Origin of the sequence: Cecembia lonarensis LW9 (assembly GCF_000298295.1) — a bacterium.
Taxonomy (GTDB): Bacteria; Bacteroidota; Bacteroidia; order Cytophagales; family Cyclobacteriaceae; genus Cecembia; species Cecembia lonarensis.
Genome location: NZ_AMGM01000054.1, coordinates 14,233 through 30,806, shown reverse-complemented (window position 1 = coordinate 30,806; position 16,574 = coordinate 14,233). Strand labels below are relative to the sequence as shown.

16 protein-coding genes and 1 pseudogene are annotated in these 16,574 nt (G+C 39.5%); 5 read left to right on the top strand and 12 right to left on the bottom strand.

The features are described from left to right. Positions 1 to 175: pseudogene (locus tag B879_RS22660) on the top strand (alkaline ceramidase); the annotation flags it as partial. Here the strand turns inward: B879_RS22660 and B879_RS14850 are convergent. Continuing rightward, complete coding sequence (locus B879_RS14850; RefSeq protein WP_040400828.1) at positions 172 to 996, bottom strand: hypothetical protein; 825 nt, start codon at positions 994 to 996, stop codon at positions 172 to 174. The pseudogene B879_RS22660 and the gene B879_RS14850 sit on opposite strands and share 4 nt — an antisense overlap. 98 nt (positions 997 to 1,094) lie before the next feature. Between B879_RS14850 and B879_RS14845 the strand changes: the two genes are divergently transcribed. Then, positions 1,095 to 1,730 (top strand): GDSL-type esterase/lipase family protein, encoded by a 636-nt coding sequence (locus B879_RS14845; protein ID WP_040400833.1) that lies wholly within the window; start codon positions 1,095 to 1,097, stop codon positions 1,728 to 1,730. Positions 1,731 to 1,780: 50 nt separating this feature from the next. On the opposite strand, the gene atpG is transcribed toward B879_RS14845, so the two are convergent. From atpG to B879_RS14795, 10 genes are all read right to left on the bottom strand, one after another. Then, positions 1,781 to 2,656, bottom strand: coding sequence for an ATP synthase F1 subunit gamma (atpG, locus tag B879_RS14840; protein WP_009186018.1), 876 nt, complete (start codon positions 2,654 to 2,656; stop codon positions 1,781 to 1,783). A 75-nt stretch (positions 2,657 to 2,731) separates the two neighbouring features. Further along, the gene (atpA, locus tag B879_RS14835; protein ID WP_009186017.1) at positions 2,732 to 4,309 is read right to left on the bottom strand and encodes a F0F1 ATP synthase subunit alpha; all 1,578 of its coding nucleotides are present in this window, start codon (positions 4,307 to 4,309) and stop codon (positions 2,732 to 2,734) included. Positions 4,310 to 4,341: 32 nt separating this feature from the next. Beyond that, positions 4,342 to 4,902, bottom strand: coding sequence for an ATP synthase F1 subunit delta (gene atpH / locus B879_RS14830; protein WP_009186016.1), 561 nt, complete (start codon positions 4,900 to 4,902; stop codon positions 4,342 to 4,344). Positions 4,903 to 4,904: 2 nt separating this feature from the next. After that, positions 4,905 to 5,399, bottom strand: coding sequence for a F0F1 ATP synthase subunit B (atpF, locus tag B879_RS14825; RefSeq protein WP_009186015.1), 495 nt, complete (start codon positions 5,397 to 5,399; stop codon positions 4,905 to 4,907). Positions 5,400 to 5,483: 84 nt separating this feature from the next. Beyond that, entirely contained in the window at positions 5,484 to 5,738 is a 255-nt protein-coding gene (atpE, locus tag B879_RS14820) for an ATP synthase F0 subunit C (protein WP_009186014.1), read from the bottom strand. A 38-nt stretch (positions 5,739 to 5,776) separates the two neighbouring features. Beyond that, positions 5,777 to 6,802, bottom strand: coding sequence for a F0F1 ATP synthase subunit A (gene atpB, locus B879_RS14815; RefSeq protein ID WP_009186013.1), 1,026 nt, complete (start codon positions 6,800 to 6,802; stop codon positions 5,777 to 5,779). Positions 6,803 to 6,820: 18 nt separating this feature from the next. Further along, complete coding sequence (locus B879_RS14810) at positions 6,821 to 7,207, bottom strand: hypothetical protein (RefSeq protein ID WP_238542145.1); 387 nt, start codon at positions 7,205 to 7,207, stop codon at positions 6,821 to 6,823. A 24-nt stretch (positions 7,208 to 7,231) separates the two neighbouring features. Further along, positions 7,232 to 7,483: an AtpZ/AtpI family protein gene (locus B879_RS14805; protein WP_040400825.1), complete on the bottom strand. Its 252-nt coding sequence runs from the start codon at positions 7,481 to 7,483 to the stop codon at positions 7,232 to 7,234. After that, the gene (locus B879_RS14800; protein WP_009186010.1) at positions 7,452 to 7,874 is read right to left on the bottom strand and encodes a bactofilin family protein; all 423 of its coding nucleotides are present in this window, start codon (positions 7,872 to 7,874) and stop codon (positions 7,452 to 7,454) included. Before B879_RS14800 ends, B879_RS14805 begins: the two co-directional genes overlap by 32 nt. Before the next feature lie 2 nt (positions 7,875 to 7,876). After that, the gene (locus B879_RS14795) at positions 7,877 to 8,746 is read right to left on the bottom strand and encodes a M23 family metallopeptidase (protein ID WP_051012697.1); all 870 of its coding nucleotides are present in this window, start codon (positions 8,744 to 8,746) and stop codon (positions 7,877 to 7,879) included. 106 nt (positions 8,747 to 8,852) lie between these two features. Here B879_RS14795 and porW point away from each other — a divergent pair, with 106 nt between their 5' ends. From porW to uvrC, 3 genes are all read left to right on the top strand, one after another. Next, the gene (porW, locus tag B879_RS14790; protein WP_009186008.1) at positions 8,853 to 11,483 is read left to right on the top strand and encodes a type IX secretion system periplasmic lipoprotein PorW/SprE; all 2,631 of its coding nucleotides are present in this window, start codon (positions 8,853 to 8,855) and stop codon (positions 11,481 to 11,483) included. 26 nt (positions 11,484 to 11,509) lie between these two features. Then, the gene (locus tag B879_RS14785) at positions 11,510 to 13,786 is read left to right on the top strand and encodes a penicillin-binding protein 1A (protein ID WP_009186007.1); all 2,277 of its coding nucleotides are present in this window, start codon (positions 11,510 to 11,512) and stop codon (positions 13,784 to 13,786) included. Between the two features lie 127 nt (positions 13,787 to 13,913). After that, positions 13,914 to 15,719, top strand: coding sequence for an excinuclease ABC subunit UvrC (gene uvrC, locus B879_RS14780; RefSeq protein WP_009186006.1), 1,806 nt, complete (start codon positions 13,914 to 13,916; stop codon positions 15,717 to 15,719). A 17-nt stretch (positions 15,720 to 15,736) separates the two neighbouring features. Here the strand turns inward: uvrC and porN are convergent, their stop codons facing one another. Beyond that, positions 15,737 to 16,549: a type IX secretion system ring subunit PorN/GldN gene (porN, locus tag B879_RS14775; RefSeq protein ID WP_009186005.1), complete on the bottom strand. Its 813-nt coding sequence runs from the start codon at positions 16,547 to 16,549 to the stop codon at positions 15,737 to 15,739. Positions 16,550 to 16,574: the final 25 nt, after the last annotated feature.

Here is a 16,574-nt window from a genome sequence, read left to right as displayed (position 1 = left end):
TTTGAATCTATTGATTACCTGCTTTAATGGGGGCTATATTGGTTACATTACACCCGATGAATATTATGATGAAAAGCTATATGAGGTTAGGGACATGAATTGGTATGGGCCCTATAATGGGGCCTATTTTGACGAGATTATTTCAGGAATTATCAACAATGCTGGTGACAACTAAAACACCAAAAGCACCCAAGGTAAAAGAAATGAAGCTTCTAATTTTTGCCGGATCAATCTTGCATCCTTTTGCCAGGAAAGCTGCAAATGATATAATGTAATCAGCAATAAAACCCCTGCATGAATTTTATAATAAGATGGCTGCTGAAACAAAAGAAAGCCTAAATAAAAAGCATTAATCATTCCAGACCAACGGATCAATCCAAGCAATTGATTACGGCTTATCAGCTGAAGCAAAGAACCAAACCCATCCAAATTATCCGTCTTCTGATCCATGTAGGATAAAACAAACAAATTGATGCAAGCCAATAAAAAATACCCTGCCCCCAATAAATAAAAAGCACTGGGATAATAATTTGGTGAATGGAGGACCATTGGAGCCAGAGCAATACCAAGTACATAAAATAAGCCGGTAGATACTTCCTTTAACCAGCCAAGTCTATGTTCAAAAATCCTCAAAACCCCCATCCAGAAAAGCATTGGCAGGCCAAGCCAAATCCCTGGTAAAAAAATAAAGTGAAGCCTTTTATCGAAAGTCATCATAAGGAGACCGGATAGGGTTATCGCTAAAAGCGAAAAAAGCAAGGCTTTAAAATACCTTTGATGAAAGAGATGTCTGTCACCATGTGCCTGATGAGAAACTTTTCTTGCGTCCCAAAGATGATCAAAAGTGTAAAGGATCCAAACTACCATACCCAATAACAGGTAACTTTGGACAGGCAAATCTACCCCTAACACATCTGCAAAAAAAAGTTGACCGGCCATGGCACCGAAAACCACATCCAGTGAAAGTAAATTAACATACCGCCAAAGGAGTCCCATATAATTCATATAACGATATTATAAAAAATTTTATCAATTACATCATAGGATAAAACAGCATGTTATTTTTTAACTTTAAAAACATTAAAATTCAACCTATGAGAAAGTCTTTGTTTTTAGCTATCCTTTTTTCTGGAATCATTTTCGGTGCACTTGCACAAAACCCCATCAAAGTGGCATGTGTGGGTAATAGCATTACGGAAGGTCCGGGCAGGGACCATATTGACAGTTATCCCTTACAAATGCAGCATCAACTAGGAGAAAGTTACCAAGTGAAAAATTTTGGTGTCAGTGGGAGGACTTTGCTGAAAAAAGGAGACTTTCCCTATTGGGATGAACCCCAATACCAAGATGTGAAAGATTTTCAACCTGACATCCTAATAATAAAGCTTGGCACTAACGACTCAAAGCCTCAAAACTGGTCACATAAAGCAGATTTCAAAAAAGATTATATTGAAATCATTGAAAGTTTAAAAAGACATATGCCTGAAAATGGAAAAGTATTCATCTGTATCCCTGTTCCTGTCACCAAAGACAATTTTGGCATAAGAGAAAGTGTCATGGTCAATGAAATAAAGCCTTGGTTATTTGAGATTGCTGGGGCAACGGGTGCCTCAATCATTGACCTTTACACACCACTTAAAAACAAATCCGACTTACTCCCGGATGGTGTACATCCAAATAAGGAAGGTCTAGGCATTATGGCGAAGGAAGTTGCAAAAGCAATCCAATAAAAAAACCGCTCTGAAGCGGTTTTTTATTGGGTTATATTGTTAAGTTCAAATTATTGGCCTTCCAAAGCATTGGCACCTGCGACAATCTCAAGGATTTCGTTGGTAATTGCCGCCTGACGGGACCTGTTATACAACAACTTCAATTCTTTTAACAATTCATTGGCATTTTCTGTGGCCTTGTCCATAGAAGTCATCCTTGCTCCATGCTCAGAAGCATTACTTTCCAAAACAGCCTTGTAAAACTGAGTTTTCAATGCACTAGGAACTAAATCCTCAATGATGTATTCTTTGGATGGTTCCAAAATATAATCTTGTGTCAATTTATTTTGCTCTTCTACTCCTGCGGGTGCACCCATTGGTAAGAATTGCTCAACAGTGATTTCCTGAGTAGCTACGTTTCTAAAATGATTATAAACCATCACTACCTTATCGTATTTACCACTTGTAAAGCCATCCATTGCATACAAAGCAATTTCTCTGACGGATTCAAAATTGACATCAGTAAAAATGCCATAGTAATCAGAAAGTACTTGATAGCCTCTTTTGCTGTAGAATTCAAAAGATTTTTTACCCAATGGAAGTACTGTGATATTCTTGCCTTTGTATTGATTTTCCAAAAGATAATTGGTGGCCTTCATCACGTTGGAGTTAAAAGCGCCACAAAGCCCTTTATCTGAAGTCATAGGAACTACCAATACATTTTCTACAGGCCTTTGTTCTGCATATGCAATATCAAGTTCCCCACCCATTGCAGCCACAACATCATTCAATATTGTGGTTAGTTTTTGGGAATATGGGCGCATTTTAAGGATTTTGTCCTGGGCCTTTCTCAATTTAGCAGCGGCCACCATTTTCATGGCCTTGGTAATTTGCTGTGTTGAGGAGACCGAGGTAATCCTTTGCTTGACTTCCTTAAGATTTGCCATAAGATGCTTTTATCTGAAAAGAGATATAATTAAGGATAAGGAAAAACCAAGGTCCTTCCTCACCCGAAATAATTATTATTTAGCGTATTTTGCGGAAAGGTCTTTTGCAGCTGCTTCCAGAATTTTTCCAGCATCATCGATTTTGTTTTTCAAAATCAACTCCAATGCTTCAGGATAGCTGCTCTTCAATAAGTTGTAGAATTCAGCCTCAAACTGTCTGGCTTTTTCTACAGGAATGCTATCCATAAATCCTTTGGTAGAAACGTAAATAATGGCTACCTGCAATTCTACGGCAACAGGAGAATACTGTGGCTGCTTAAGAATTTCCTGGTTTCTTCTACCTCTTTCGATTGTTCTCTTGGTAGAAGCATCCAAATCGGACCCGAACTTGGCAAAAGCTTCCAATTCACGGAACTGTGCTTGATCCAATTTAAGGGTACCTGCTACTTTCTTCATGGACTTAATCTGTGCATTACCACCTACCCTGGATACTGAGATACCCACGTTGATCGCAGGACGGATACCGGAGTTAAACAAGTTGGTCTCCAAGAAGATCTGTCCATCAGTAATAGAGATTACGTTGGTAGGGATATAAGCAGAAACGTCACCAGCTTGGGTTTCAATGATAGGCAAAGCGGTCAAAGAACCTCCACCTTTTACCATTGGCTTAATGGATTCAGGCAAATCATTCATCTGCTTGGCGATTTCGTCGGAAGCATTGATTTTTGCAGCCCTTTCCAATAATCTGGAGTGCAGGTAGAATACGTCTCCAGGATATGCTTCACGTCCCGGAGGTCTTCTCAAAAGAAGTGAAACTTCTCTGTAGGCAACCGCCTGCTTGGAGAGATCATCATAAATTACCAAAGCCGGACGTCCTGTATCACGGAAAAACTCACCGATACAAGCTCCTGTAAAAGGTGCAAAGAACTGCATTGGTGCTGGATCAGCAGCGGAAGCAGACACGACTACAGAATATGGAAGTGCGCCTCCTTTTTCCAAGGCTGACACAATACCAGCTACTGTAGAGGCCTTTTGTCCTACTGCCACATAGATACAAAATACAGGTTCTCCCCTTTCATAGAATTCTTTTTGATTTAGGATTGTATCGATGGCTACAGCAGTTTTACCTGTCTGACGGTCACCGATAATCAACTCCCTCTGACCCCTTCCGATAGGAATCATAGAGTCAATGGCTTTAATACCTGTCTGAAGAGGTTCAGTAACAGGCTGACGGTAAATTACACCTGGCGCTTTACGCTCCAAGGGCATCTCATAAAGGTCGCCCGCCAGAGGCCCTTTACCATCAATAGGGTTACCCAAGGTATCCACTACCCTACCTAACATACCTTCACCAACCTTGATAGAAGCAATTTGCTTGGTTCTTTTGACATTATCGCCTTCCTTAACCAATTTTGAATCTCCAAAGAGTACAGCACCCACGTTATCTTCTTCCAGGTTAAGTACCATGGCTCTCAAACCGTTGTCAAACTCCAACAATTCACCTGCTTGTGCTTTGGTAAGGCCATATATACGGGCAACACCGTCACCTACCTGGAGTACGGTACCCACTTCTTCAAGTTCAGCCTCAGTTTTTACATTTGAGAGTTGTTCTCTCAAAATCGCTGAAACTTCATCAGGTCTAACTTGTGCCATTATAATTTTTTTTAATTGTTATGCGATTAATTTTAGTAGGTCTTGACGAAATACCTTTGTGCAAATTTCAACCTTAGGTTGCGCAATTTTCCACTCAAAGAATCATCAAGTAATTTGTCGTTCACTTTCAGAACAAAACCTCCAATCAGGTCCTTGTCAATTTTCTCAATCAACACCACCTTATTCAAGCCAGAAATTTCCTTCACAATTTCCTCAAACCTTTTTCTAAGATCATCAGTAAGGGGCAATGTGGTGATCACCTCTGCCTCTTGGATACCCATGTGGAGGTTGTACAACTTTTTGAACTCCCTCGCAGTAGAAACAAGTACATTGGCGCGGTTCTTCCTTGTAATGATTTCAAAAAAACTCAATGTGATGGCATTTCCAGTTTTATCAAAAAGTGCCTTCAAGACATTATGTTTCTTATCCGTGTTAACTATTGGACTGTTTAGCAGCAATACCAGCTCCCTGTTTTCAGCAGCTACAGACAGTAGTTGATTGACATCCCTGTACACTTCCTCCAGCTGTTTTTTCTCTACAGCAAGTTCAATGAGGGCTTTGGCATACCGGGAAGCAACTTTAATATCTGACATAATTAATTCAGCTTAAGATCTTTTACCAACTCTTCTACTAGCGCTTTTTGAGCTGCATCTTCTGCGAAATTCTTCTTGAGAAGTTTTTCTGCTATATTCAAAGAAAGCACACCCACTTGGACTTTTACTTCTTCCAAAGCGGCAAGTTTTTCAGTTTCTATGGCGGCCTTGGCATTTTCGATCATTTTAGCACCTTCTTGCTGTGCTTTTTCCTTGGCTTCTTCAATGATTTGCTTGGCAGTATCTGTTGCCTTGAGCAACATTTGATCTCTTTCTATTTTGGCTTCCTGAAGGATTTTTTCATTCTCCGCCTTTAGGTTTGCCATTTCATTTCTGGCAATTTCTGCAGACTTGAGTGCATCTTCTATGCTTTTTTCTCGCTCTTCCAAAGCTGAAAGAATTGGCTTCCAAGCAAATTTAGCAAGGATATAAAGTAGTATGGAAAATCCTATGATTTGCCATATTATCAAGCCGGAACCAGGTATTATAAGATCCATAAATAATAATTTTAATGCCTATTTCAATGATTGTTCAATGGATAAAGTAGGGATTGGCCTAGCGCCAATCCCCATTTAACTTTCTTAGAAAGTGTAATCACCCAAAGCAATCAGTAGACAAACTACCACTGCAAATAGGGAAACCACCTCGATAAGGGCAGCGATGATCAACATAGCAGTCTGGATTTTTCCAGCTGCTTCTGGCTGACGGGCGATACCCTCCATAGCTTGACCACCGATTCTACCAATACCCAGACCTGCGCCAATCGCAACAATTCCGGCACCGATACCTGCACCCATAAGTGCAAAACCGGCAGATAACAAGATTGAAGTTAACATACGTGTTAGGTTTTATAAATTGAACAAAGAAATTCTAATTAATGATGATCGTGCTCTGCTACAGCCTGTCCGATGTACATGGCCGAAAACAAAGTAAATACATACGCCTGAATGGTAGCTACCAATAATTCGATCATATTGATAAAGACCACCATCACAGTACTCGCAAGACCCACAGCAAGTGATTCAAAGACGAAAATCAGACCTATAAAGCTCAAAATCACAATGTGACCTGCTGTAATGGCCACAAAAAGACGGACCATCAAGGCAAAAGGCTTAGTAAACAGACCTATAATTTCCACAGGGACAATGATCAACAAAAGCGGGACGGGGACACCTGGCGTAGCCACAACGTGCTTCCAATAATCCTTATTGCCGTTAAGGTTGGTTACAAAGAAAGTGAAAATGGCTAAAGTGGCCGTCACTGCTATATTACCGGTAAGGTTGGCCGCACCGGGGAAAAGCCCTAAGAGGTTACCAAACCAGATAAAGAAGAAAATGGTCAACAAATACGGCGTGAATTTTTTGTATTTGTGGAGACCAATATTCGGAAGTGCTATTTCGTCTCTTACAAAAACCACAATGGGCTCAATAAAAGAAGCAGCACCTTTTGGCGCTTGGCCCGGGTTTTTCTTGTAGTGTGAAGCTGCTGAAAGAATAATCCAAATAACAATGGCCAGCACAATAAAGAGCATGGCTACATTTTTGGTAATGGAAAGCTCAATAAATGACCTGTCTTCATCCAAAGCCTTCAGGTGATCGTGCTCATCGATGTAATACCCATTATGGGCATAAGCCTTTCCAAAAGCGTGAGTCTCAGGATTCTGAAATTGGGTGGACATGTAAAACTCTAAACCTCTGTCAGAAGAATAAATGATGACAGGCAAAGGAAGTGTAATGTGGGTGTTCCCAAAAGTTGCAAAATGCCACTCATGTGAATCCTTCACGTGGTGCATAATAAAGCCTGTTTTATCTTCCTCGTCTCCCGCTGCGGTAGCAGTATGAGAAAAAACCAGCATAAATGCTGATAATAAAATACTTAGGCAAAGAAATTTACGGAACATCAAATGATTTTTTAGTACCTACTTCGAATTCGGGCGCAAATTAGCTATAAGCATATATATATCAAACAATAAGTAGAATAAATAAACGACAAAAAAATTGATCACAAACAGAATTAAATTTTCCTGGCCAAGGAAGAGCATGACTGCTACAAAACCTATACTGCTCAATAGTCTGATACCAATGGCGCCTAATAAAATATTTACAGAATTTTCTTTGCTTATCGAAAGTAGGTAATGCGTGAAAATTCCAGTCAACCAGGTTAAAATCAAAAAGAAAGAGACAATCTTTTTGATACTTTCGTGAATCCATTGAAGACCAATTACTGCTTCAATCAAGTAGGCTGCCCCTACAATAAGAAGGGACATCAATAGCAGTTTTACGGTAAGACTTATGATTTGTTTCATTTCCTCAGTATAGCAGGCACAATATTAGTGCTTTTTATCTTTCCTCTCGTCCATCTCGTCTTTTTTCATGGACACATAGAGGTGATAAAACGCTGCAACAATAGAAAGAAAACAAAAAAGCAAAAGCCAAACGGGGAATTTCATTTGGCTTTTTTGTTGTATATACCATCCCAAAGCTGTACCCAAGCCAATCACTGCGAACAATTGGAAGGAAAGACCCAGGTATTTAAAAATGAGATAGGGCTTACCCTGAGGCAAGTTCTTTTTTGAGTTCATCTACTTTTGGGGATTTGGAGCTTTTGTTTACTTCCGCCCCCATCTGACATCGACCGTTGAATGTTGCACCATTTTCAACCACCAGCTTATTGGTGACTATGTCTCCGGTCACCATTGCAGATTTTTTTAGGTAAAGTACATCAGAACAGACAACCTGTCCGTCTACTTTGCCGGAAATTTCTGCCTCTGCGGAAGATAGATTACCCTTTATAGCGGCAGATTCTCCTATGACAATTTTGCTTTTGGATTTTACGGAACCCTCTACAGCACCTTCAATCCTGATGTTACCCTGGGCGACAATATCACCCTTAATGTTGGTTTCTTTAGAAATCACATTGCTGGAATTCACCATATCGACAACGGATTTTTTCTCTTCGGCTTTGTTAAACATAATTAATCAAAAGAAATGAAATCTTGGGGATTAAGTGGAGAACCTTTGTACCATATTTCGAAGTGCAAGTGAGGGCCAGTCGTCAGTTCGCCTGTATTTCCTATAATGGAAATGATTTCACCGCCTTTGACTGTCTCTCCTATACTTTTCAATATTACCGAATTGTGTTTATAAATCGAAATCAATTCATCCGAATGCTGAATGGCTACTACATATCCAGTTCCTAATGTCCAAGAACTGAAAATCACTGTACCATCAGCGATGGTTTTCACAGGTTCGTTTTCCTTTGCTACAATATCTATTCCAAAGTGGTCTTTTTTGGGATCAAAAATTGCGGTAACCACACCTTTTATTGGTGGAAAGAAGTAAACCTCACCCAAAAATCCCACATCTATGGCTTGACCAATCTCCAATTCCAGGGGTACTCCCCTCATTTCCTGTAGGATGCTTATCGTTGCATCACTGGGTTCGAAAAGGACTTCGGCACTTCTCCGCTGAGGGGTTGCGGAAGTATCCTGTTCAACAAATTCTTCCAAATACTCGGCTTCACCTGCAATGATTCTCTGGATGTTTTTAACATAATTGTCTTTTTTCAAAACTTCCAACTGTAGCGAATCCACTGTTTCGGACAATTGTAGCAACAATGCTGTATTTTCTGTTTCTTTGTAAAAAGGATCAAACCAAGCCCTTAATAAGGTTTTTGAAAGAAATAACGAGAACCCAAAAGTTAAAATAAAAAAAAGCACAAGTATGGCTACTGATTTGCCACTTGAGATATTAAATGAAGTTATTACAGAAAAATCCTGCTCCTTACGGATTACCACAAGAAACTTAGATTTCAAAAATTGGCCTATTTTTTTAATTGTTTTCAATGAGTCGGTTTTGGTTTTTTTGAACCTCAAAAATATAATAATAAACGATAGCGTTTAATAAATTGATACAAAACCAGTAATTTGTGACTTTGTCAAACTAGCTAAGATGCGTGGAGTTTTTCTAATCATAATTATCATACTTTCAACACTTTTCTCAGCCTGTTCCTCTGAGAAAAACACTTTTACCAATAGGATGTTCCACAACACAACCTCCAGGTATAATGCACTTTGGTATGCTCAGAATAATATCAAAGAACTTGAAGCATTGATTGAAAGGGAACATAAAGAAGATTATACCCAAGTACTACCCATTTTTTTTCCTATAGACAGTGCCATCATAGAGCAAAATGCTGAACTCCTTGCCGATGTACGTGACTTTTCATCAAAAGCTATAGAATGGCACCGAATTTCAAAATGGGTAGATGATGCCTATTTCCTCTTGGGTATGTCAGATTATTATGAGGCAAATTTTGATGAATCTTCCAATACTTTTAGGTATTTGAATGTCAATAGCAGAAAAAAAAGAATTCGGCACCGAAGTCTAATTCAATTGATGCGCCAATTCACAGACCTGAGAAAATTTGATGATGCTGCCTTCGTAATTGACTACTTATCCAAAGAAAGTGGCATCAGCAAGGAAAATCGTTTTATACTTTACAAAAACTTGGCTTACTATTACGATTTACGTGGAGAAATCAACGGAAAAATCGGCGCCTTGGACCGGGCCTTAGCCCTAACCAAAGATAAAAAAGAGAAGTCACGTATCAACTTTATTCTTGCCCAACTGTATCAAAGGGAAGGTTTGGATGCTTTGGCTTATTCTTACTATAATGAAGCCCTTAAAGGCAACCCTCCTTATGAAAGAAGCTTTTTCGCACTACTTTTTGCACAGCAGGTGGCAGAACTCAATAAAAGCAAAGACCTAAAAAGGGTAAGAACTTACTATGATGATTTGTATAAAGACAGTAAAAACAAAGACTTGAGGGATGTCATCCTTTATGAAAAAGCCTTATTTGAACTGAAGCAGGAGGATATTGATGCTGCTGAGAATCTTTTGATCCGGGCAGCTAAAGAAGAAAGTAGAAATCCGGTACAAAAAGGATATATCTATCAAAGGCTCGCAGAAATCAGTTTTGACATTAAAAGGGACTTTAGGGCGACCAAATACTACCTGGATTCAGCCCTAAGCTACATCAGACCAAATGATGCTATCTATCCAGAGATTAATGAAAAGAAAGGCAATTTCGATAATTACGTATTACATTATGAAACCATCAGCAGAAATGACAGCTTGATCAGGCTTTCACAAATGAGTGAAGAAGAGCAGGAATTGATTGCTGAAATGTTTATCCGGCAGGAAGAGGACCGCCTATTGAAAGAAGCAGAGGCAAAATCAAAAGAAAGATCCAGCAGCATTTTCGATAACCTGCTTGCCTTTGGAGGAAGAGGAACAGGTGAGTCATTCTATTTTGACAACGCTGTTGCCATGCAAAGAGGGTCCATAGATTTTTATAGAAACTGGGGGACCAGACCTTTAGAAGATGATTGGCGAAGAAATGTGCAGGGTTTTGGAGGCTCAAGTAGAGCGGATACTCCTTCGGCTACAGATGAAACCTCAGAACCATCAGAACAAGAACCGGAAAGTATCATAGGGCAATTGCCTGATAAAGAAAGCCTTTTGGCGCAAATACCCAGAAGCGAAGAAGCTATAACAAGGCTGAAACAAGGTTTGGAGTCTTCCTATTTTGAACTGGGGAAATTACTTTTCTTTGATTTTAAAGAATTCCAAATGAGCATAGATTATCTGGAAAGTTTAATCACTACCTATCCTAATTCAAATAAAAAAGCGGAAGCATACTACATTCTTTTCCTAGCCAATCAGGAAATCAATGGCAACGCTGAGCTCTTTGCCCAAAGACTGAATCGGGAGTTTCCTGACTCACCTTTTACATTTTCAGTCAATAACCCTGATGCCATAAAAGGAAACCAAGCATTCTTAGCCTCATCACAATTGTACAAAGAGGCCTATGAGCAATATTATGCTGGACAATACCTTGAGGCCAGGACTACCATACGTCAAACCCTGGAAAATTATCCACTTACCAAAAATACAGACAGGTTACTATTGCTCGACATTATGGTCTCGGGAAAGATAGATGATAAAGAGAGATATAGAAGTAGACTTGAAAATTATATTCAGACCACTGAAGAGGAGCCATTGGAAAAATTGGCAAGAAATATGCTGTTAGCTTTGACGGGAGAAGTGGAAGAAAATGAGTCAGACCTGACAGAGGAAAAGAGCCTCGATGAGGCGGGCTCAGAAATAGCAGAAGAAGATGGGGAAGCTTTGGAAGAAGTAGATGATTTACCCTACCGTGAAAATCCTAATCAAACCCATATATTTGTCATCGCTTTGGACCCGGAAAAAGCCAGAGAATCAAAAAATCTTCTGGCGGACCTGGAATCTTTCCACCTTCAAAATTTCCCAAATGCCAGACTTCGAACTGGAAATATGAACCTAAATCGAGAAGAAGTGATTTTTATAGTAAGCCCTTTCAGCAATGCTGAAAAGGCACTGGACTATAGGAATAAATTCATGGGTAATTTCAACTCCCAATCCTTAGAAAAAGAAGACAAAGAAAAAAGTTTCCTGATATCAATTGAAAACTTTCAGGAGCTTAATAGACGTAAAAACCTTAATGAGTACCGCCAATTCTATAAAAGGGTGTATCAATAACCTAGCCTATACTTACAAAATTTATAATGACCAGTAAAATCATAAAGTTAATTTGGTTGGTTTTTGCCGCCGGCATGATAGGCTTTGTCCTGTTTGTTTGGGCAGTAAGTGTCAACTTCCTGGGTTTATTTGGAGAACTTCCAGACTTCAAAGCCTTAGAGAATCCACGGACTGAAGAAGCCTCAGAACTTTTTTCAGCCGACGGAGTACTACTTGGAAGCTATTTCCGGGAAAATCGAAGTCCCGTTACTTTCAATGAACTTTCACCTAATCTGGTCAATGCATTGATCGCCACTGAAGATGTACGCTTTGAAAAACATTCCGGCATTGATCTGCAAAGCATGGGTCGTGTATTTTTTAAATCCCTGATCCTTCGGCAAGGGGCAGGTGGAGGAAGTACCCTTAGCCAGCAAACTGCCAAAAACCTTTTCAAAACCAGAAACCTGGAATCACAGGGAGCTCTAAGTCGTGTTCCTGGACTGAGAATGCTGATCATTAAAACCAAAGAATGGATTGTAGCAACCAAGCTTGAAAGGTCCTATACCAAAGATGAAATTCTGACATTGTATTTGAACACTTCGGAATTTGGAAGCAATGCCTATGGTATAAAAACTGCAGCAAAAACATTCTTCAATAAAAATCCAAATGAGCTTGAATTGCAGGAAGCTGCCGTCTTGGTAGGTCTTTTCAAAGCACCCACTTATTACAGCCCTGTTTTTAATCCTGACAATTCTCTCCGAAGGAGAAATACCGTTTTGGCACAAATGGCCAAATATGGGTATATCAGCAAAGAAGAAATGGATTCACTGATGGCCATGCCTATTGAATTGGATTACAGGGTTGAAAATCAAAACCAAGGTATGGCTACCTATTTTAGGGAAGTTCTCAAAGGTGATCTGCTGAAATGGACGAAAGAAAACCTCAAGCCTGACGGTACATCCTACGATTTATTTGGAGATGGGCTAAGAATATTTACCACGATAGACAGTAGGTTGCAGCGCTATGCAGAGGAAGCCATGGACGAGCACATGCGTGAACTGCAGAAGAAATTTGAAAGAGAAATGGGTAACAGAGATCCCTGGATCGATGAAAATGGAAGGGTAATTCCTAACTTCTTGGAAAACCAAGTGAAAAGAACAGAAGCTTATAGAAACTTGGTGAGAAGGTACGGGGCCAACAGTGACTCCATCGACATCAAGCTAAATGAAAAGAAAAAAATGAGGATCTTCTCCTGGACAGAAGGAGAAGTGGATACCTTGATGAGTACGATGGATTCTCTGCGACATTTTAAGAAACATTTGCAGTCTGGATTTATGTCAATGGATCCCCATACAGGTCATATCAAGGCCTGGGTGGGAGGTATTAACTATAAATATTTCAAATTCGACCACGTAAGGCAGGCCAAAAGACAACCTGGATCTACATTTAAGCCATTTGTATATGCAGCTGCTATTGAAAATGGTTATAGCCCTTGCTATTCTGTAATTGATCAACCTGTAGAAATCAACATTCCGGGACAACCTGCTTGGACTCCTAAAAATGCCGATGGTAAATTTTCTTATGAAAAAATGACCATTAGGCGTGCTATGGCCCAGTCGGTCAACTCTGTAACGGCTTTCATGATGAAAAAACTAGGTCCGAAAGTAGTAGTGGAAACTGCCCATAGATTAGGGGTTACCAGTGATTTAGAGGAAGTACCGGCCCTGGCCCTCGGAACAAGCGATGTGTCCGTTTTTGAAATGGTCGGAGCCATGGGCACATTTGTCAACAAAGGAGAACATATTACGCCGTTTTATATCGACCGGATTGAGGATAAATTTGGAAATGTACTTCAACAATTTACTCCTAAAAAGCGCCCTGCTATGAGTGAGGAACATGCTTACCTGATGTTACATATGATGAAAGGCGGGTTTGAAGAAACCGGTGGCACCAGTCAGGGCGTTCCATGGTCTCTCAGAGATGAAGGCAATGAATTAGGGGGAAAAACCGGAACTACTCAAAATGCATCAGACGGCTGGTACATGGGGATGACTAAAGACCTGGTTTCAGGAGCATGGGTAGGAGGTGATGACAGGGCCATCCACTTCAGGAGCTGGGTAAGTGGTCAGGGGGGACAGACTGCAAGACCCATTTGGGTTAAATACATGACCAAAGTATATGCCGATCCTACTTTGGGCTATACCAAAGGACCATTCCAAAGACCCGAAAGACCATTGAGCATAGAAATAGATTGTAATCAATATGAGAAGAGCAGCAGTAGATTTACTGATTTTGACTTCGATCCAAGAAAAAATGATTTCTAAATAAAATTTACTCTAAACCAAAAAGACCCACTGATGGGTCTTTTGGTTTTAGAACCTATATGAAGTGAGTCTGCTTTTGATGCCATGCGCACCTTAATCATTGGGCAATCTTTATTAATTTTACAATATGCTTGTACCATCTTATAGCATCAATGACTACAATACCCTACCGGACCAACCGGGAGTATATAAGTTTTTCAATGCTGAAAAAGACTTGATTTACGTTGGAAAAGCCAAAAGTCTTAAAAAAAGGGTTGCCTCTTATTTCGTTAAAGGTAAAGGCATCAACCACAAAACAAAGAGGATGGTAAGGGAAATTGACCGGATAGAGATTACCTTGGTGAATTCCGAATTTGATGCTTTGCTGTTGGAAAACAACCTGATCAAAAAAACACAACCCAAGTACAACATCTTACTCAAAGATGACAAGACCTATCCCTATTTGGTTTTAACCAAAGAACATTTCCCTCAGATATACCCAACCAGAAGATTAATTCCTCATAAAGGCACTTATTTTGGTCCCTTTGCATCCGTAAAGGCCATGAACAATGTTTTAGAACTTATCAGAAACATATTCACCATCCGAACCTGTAAGTTGGATCTAAGTCCTCAAAAAATCCAAGAAGACAAGTACAAGGTTTGCTTGGAATACCATATTGGAAATTGCCTTGGTCCATGTGAAGGCAAACAAAAAGAGTCAGAGTACTTGGAAGACATCGAACAGGCCAAGCACATTCTTAAGGGTAATTTGGGTATTGCCAAAGGTTATTTCAAAAATCAGATGCAAAAAGCAGCTGAAACATTGGCATTTGAAAGGGCACAATATTTCAAAGAGAAATTAGATCTTTTAGAAAAATTCCAATCCAAATCTATGGTGGTCAACCCAAGCATTAAGGACCTGGATGTCTTTGCCATAGTATCAGATGAAAAGAATTCCTATGTCAATTACCTGAAAGTAAAAAATGGAGCCATCATCATTACAAAAACGGTCGAGCTTAAAAAACGACTGGATGAATCTGAAGGAGATTTATTACTAACAGCAATCGTCAGACTGAGAGACCAATTCAATAGCGATGCAGAAGAAATTATCATCAATGTGGATTTGGAAGAAAACTATGAAGGCCTAAACATCCATGTCCCCAAAATTGGAGATAAAAAGCACCTCATAGAATTATCCCTGAAAAATGCCAAATACTATAAACAAGAAAAATTATTGGCTTCAGGGGAAGTTAAAGACAAAAAATTCAGGGTATTGAAACAGCTTCAAGCAGACCTCTCCCTGCAGGAAATACCAGACCATATTGAATGTTTTGATAATTCCAATATACAGGGAAGCAATCCTGTTGCCAGTATGGTCTGCTTTCTAAATGGGAAACCTGCTGTTAAAGAATACAGGCATTATCACATCAAAACAGTGGATGGACCAAATGATTTTGCAAGCATGACAGAGGTAGTGGGAAGGAGATATAAAAGGTTGATAGAAGATGAAATGCCTTTGCCAAAGTTAATTGTCATTGATGGGGGCAAAGGTCAGCTTTCTTCAGCGGTTGAAGCACTTAAGGAACTTGAGATTTATGGTAAGGTCCCGATTATAGGTATTGCCAAACGCCTGGAAGAAATATACTTCCCTGGTGACCAATACCCTCTTCATATTGATAAAAAATCGGAATCTTTAAGATTGTTGCAAAGAATCCGGGATGAAGCCCACCGTTTTGCCATAACCTTCCATAGGAATATTCGAAGTAAAAAAGCATTAGGCACACAGTTGACAGAGGTAAATGGTATAGGGGAAAACACAGCAGAAAGACTTTTGAAGCATTTTAAATCATTTAAAAAAATCAAAAGCGCCGAAGCGAAAGAAATTGAAGAGATAATTGGAAAATCAAAGGCAGAAAAACTATTGGTCTGGTTAGAAAACCAAAAAGGCGGGTAAATTACCCGCCTTTTTTATTACCATTCCCAAAGGGAGTTTTCCATATCCAAGAGTTTATATTCAAACTCCAAAGAATTTAAAAATGCAACAAGATCCGGGTTTGGATGTTCAGGATTAACCATATCAGCAATCAATGCATCATCTGCATTGGTATACTTTCTAACTACTGACCTAAACAACCTCAAATCAAAAGCTTGGTCATAGGTCAAACTTTTAGAATCATTCTGAAAGTTCAGCCATTTCGCTTCAGGGTGGTTCTTGAAGTAATTGTAGAAATCCTTATACCTGATAAAGCCTATTGTCTTTTGACCTGCATTGGCATTGGTCGGAGATGGCATCACCAATTCCAAGTATTTGACGTCAAATTTAATCTGAGAATGATGACGGTCAAACAGGAAATCTTCCTTAAAATCAAGGTAATACAATTGCTTTACAAAGATACTGTCCCCATTGGCTGCTATCCAGAAATTATTCTGAAACTCGGCGATGGATAAGGGTTGCGTGAATTGTTCATCAGCAAAAACTTCCAACGCATTCTCTTCTACAATGGCTTTGTAAATATTATTGACAATACCATTATTTTTGGTATCACCAGAACCATACAAAGGATGATTGTACTTCTCCCTCAGATCAATTCTTCGCCAAACACTTACCTGAAACATGATGTCATCTTCTCTGATGGGTAATACGGAGAAGGTAGTGTCTACTTTAAAGCGTCTGTCTCCAGCATTGTTTGGATTTACACTTGTGGCAACTTGGCCAAAAACATCTGTTCCCAGCATCAATCCAATAAAAGCCAGGCTTAAGACAAAATAATTTCTTGCTTTCATAACATTTTAATTTTGGATAAAGACT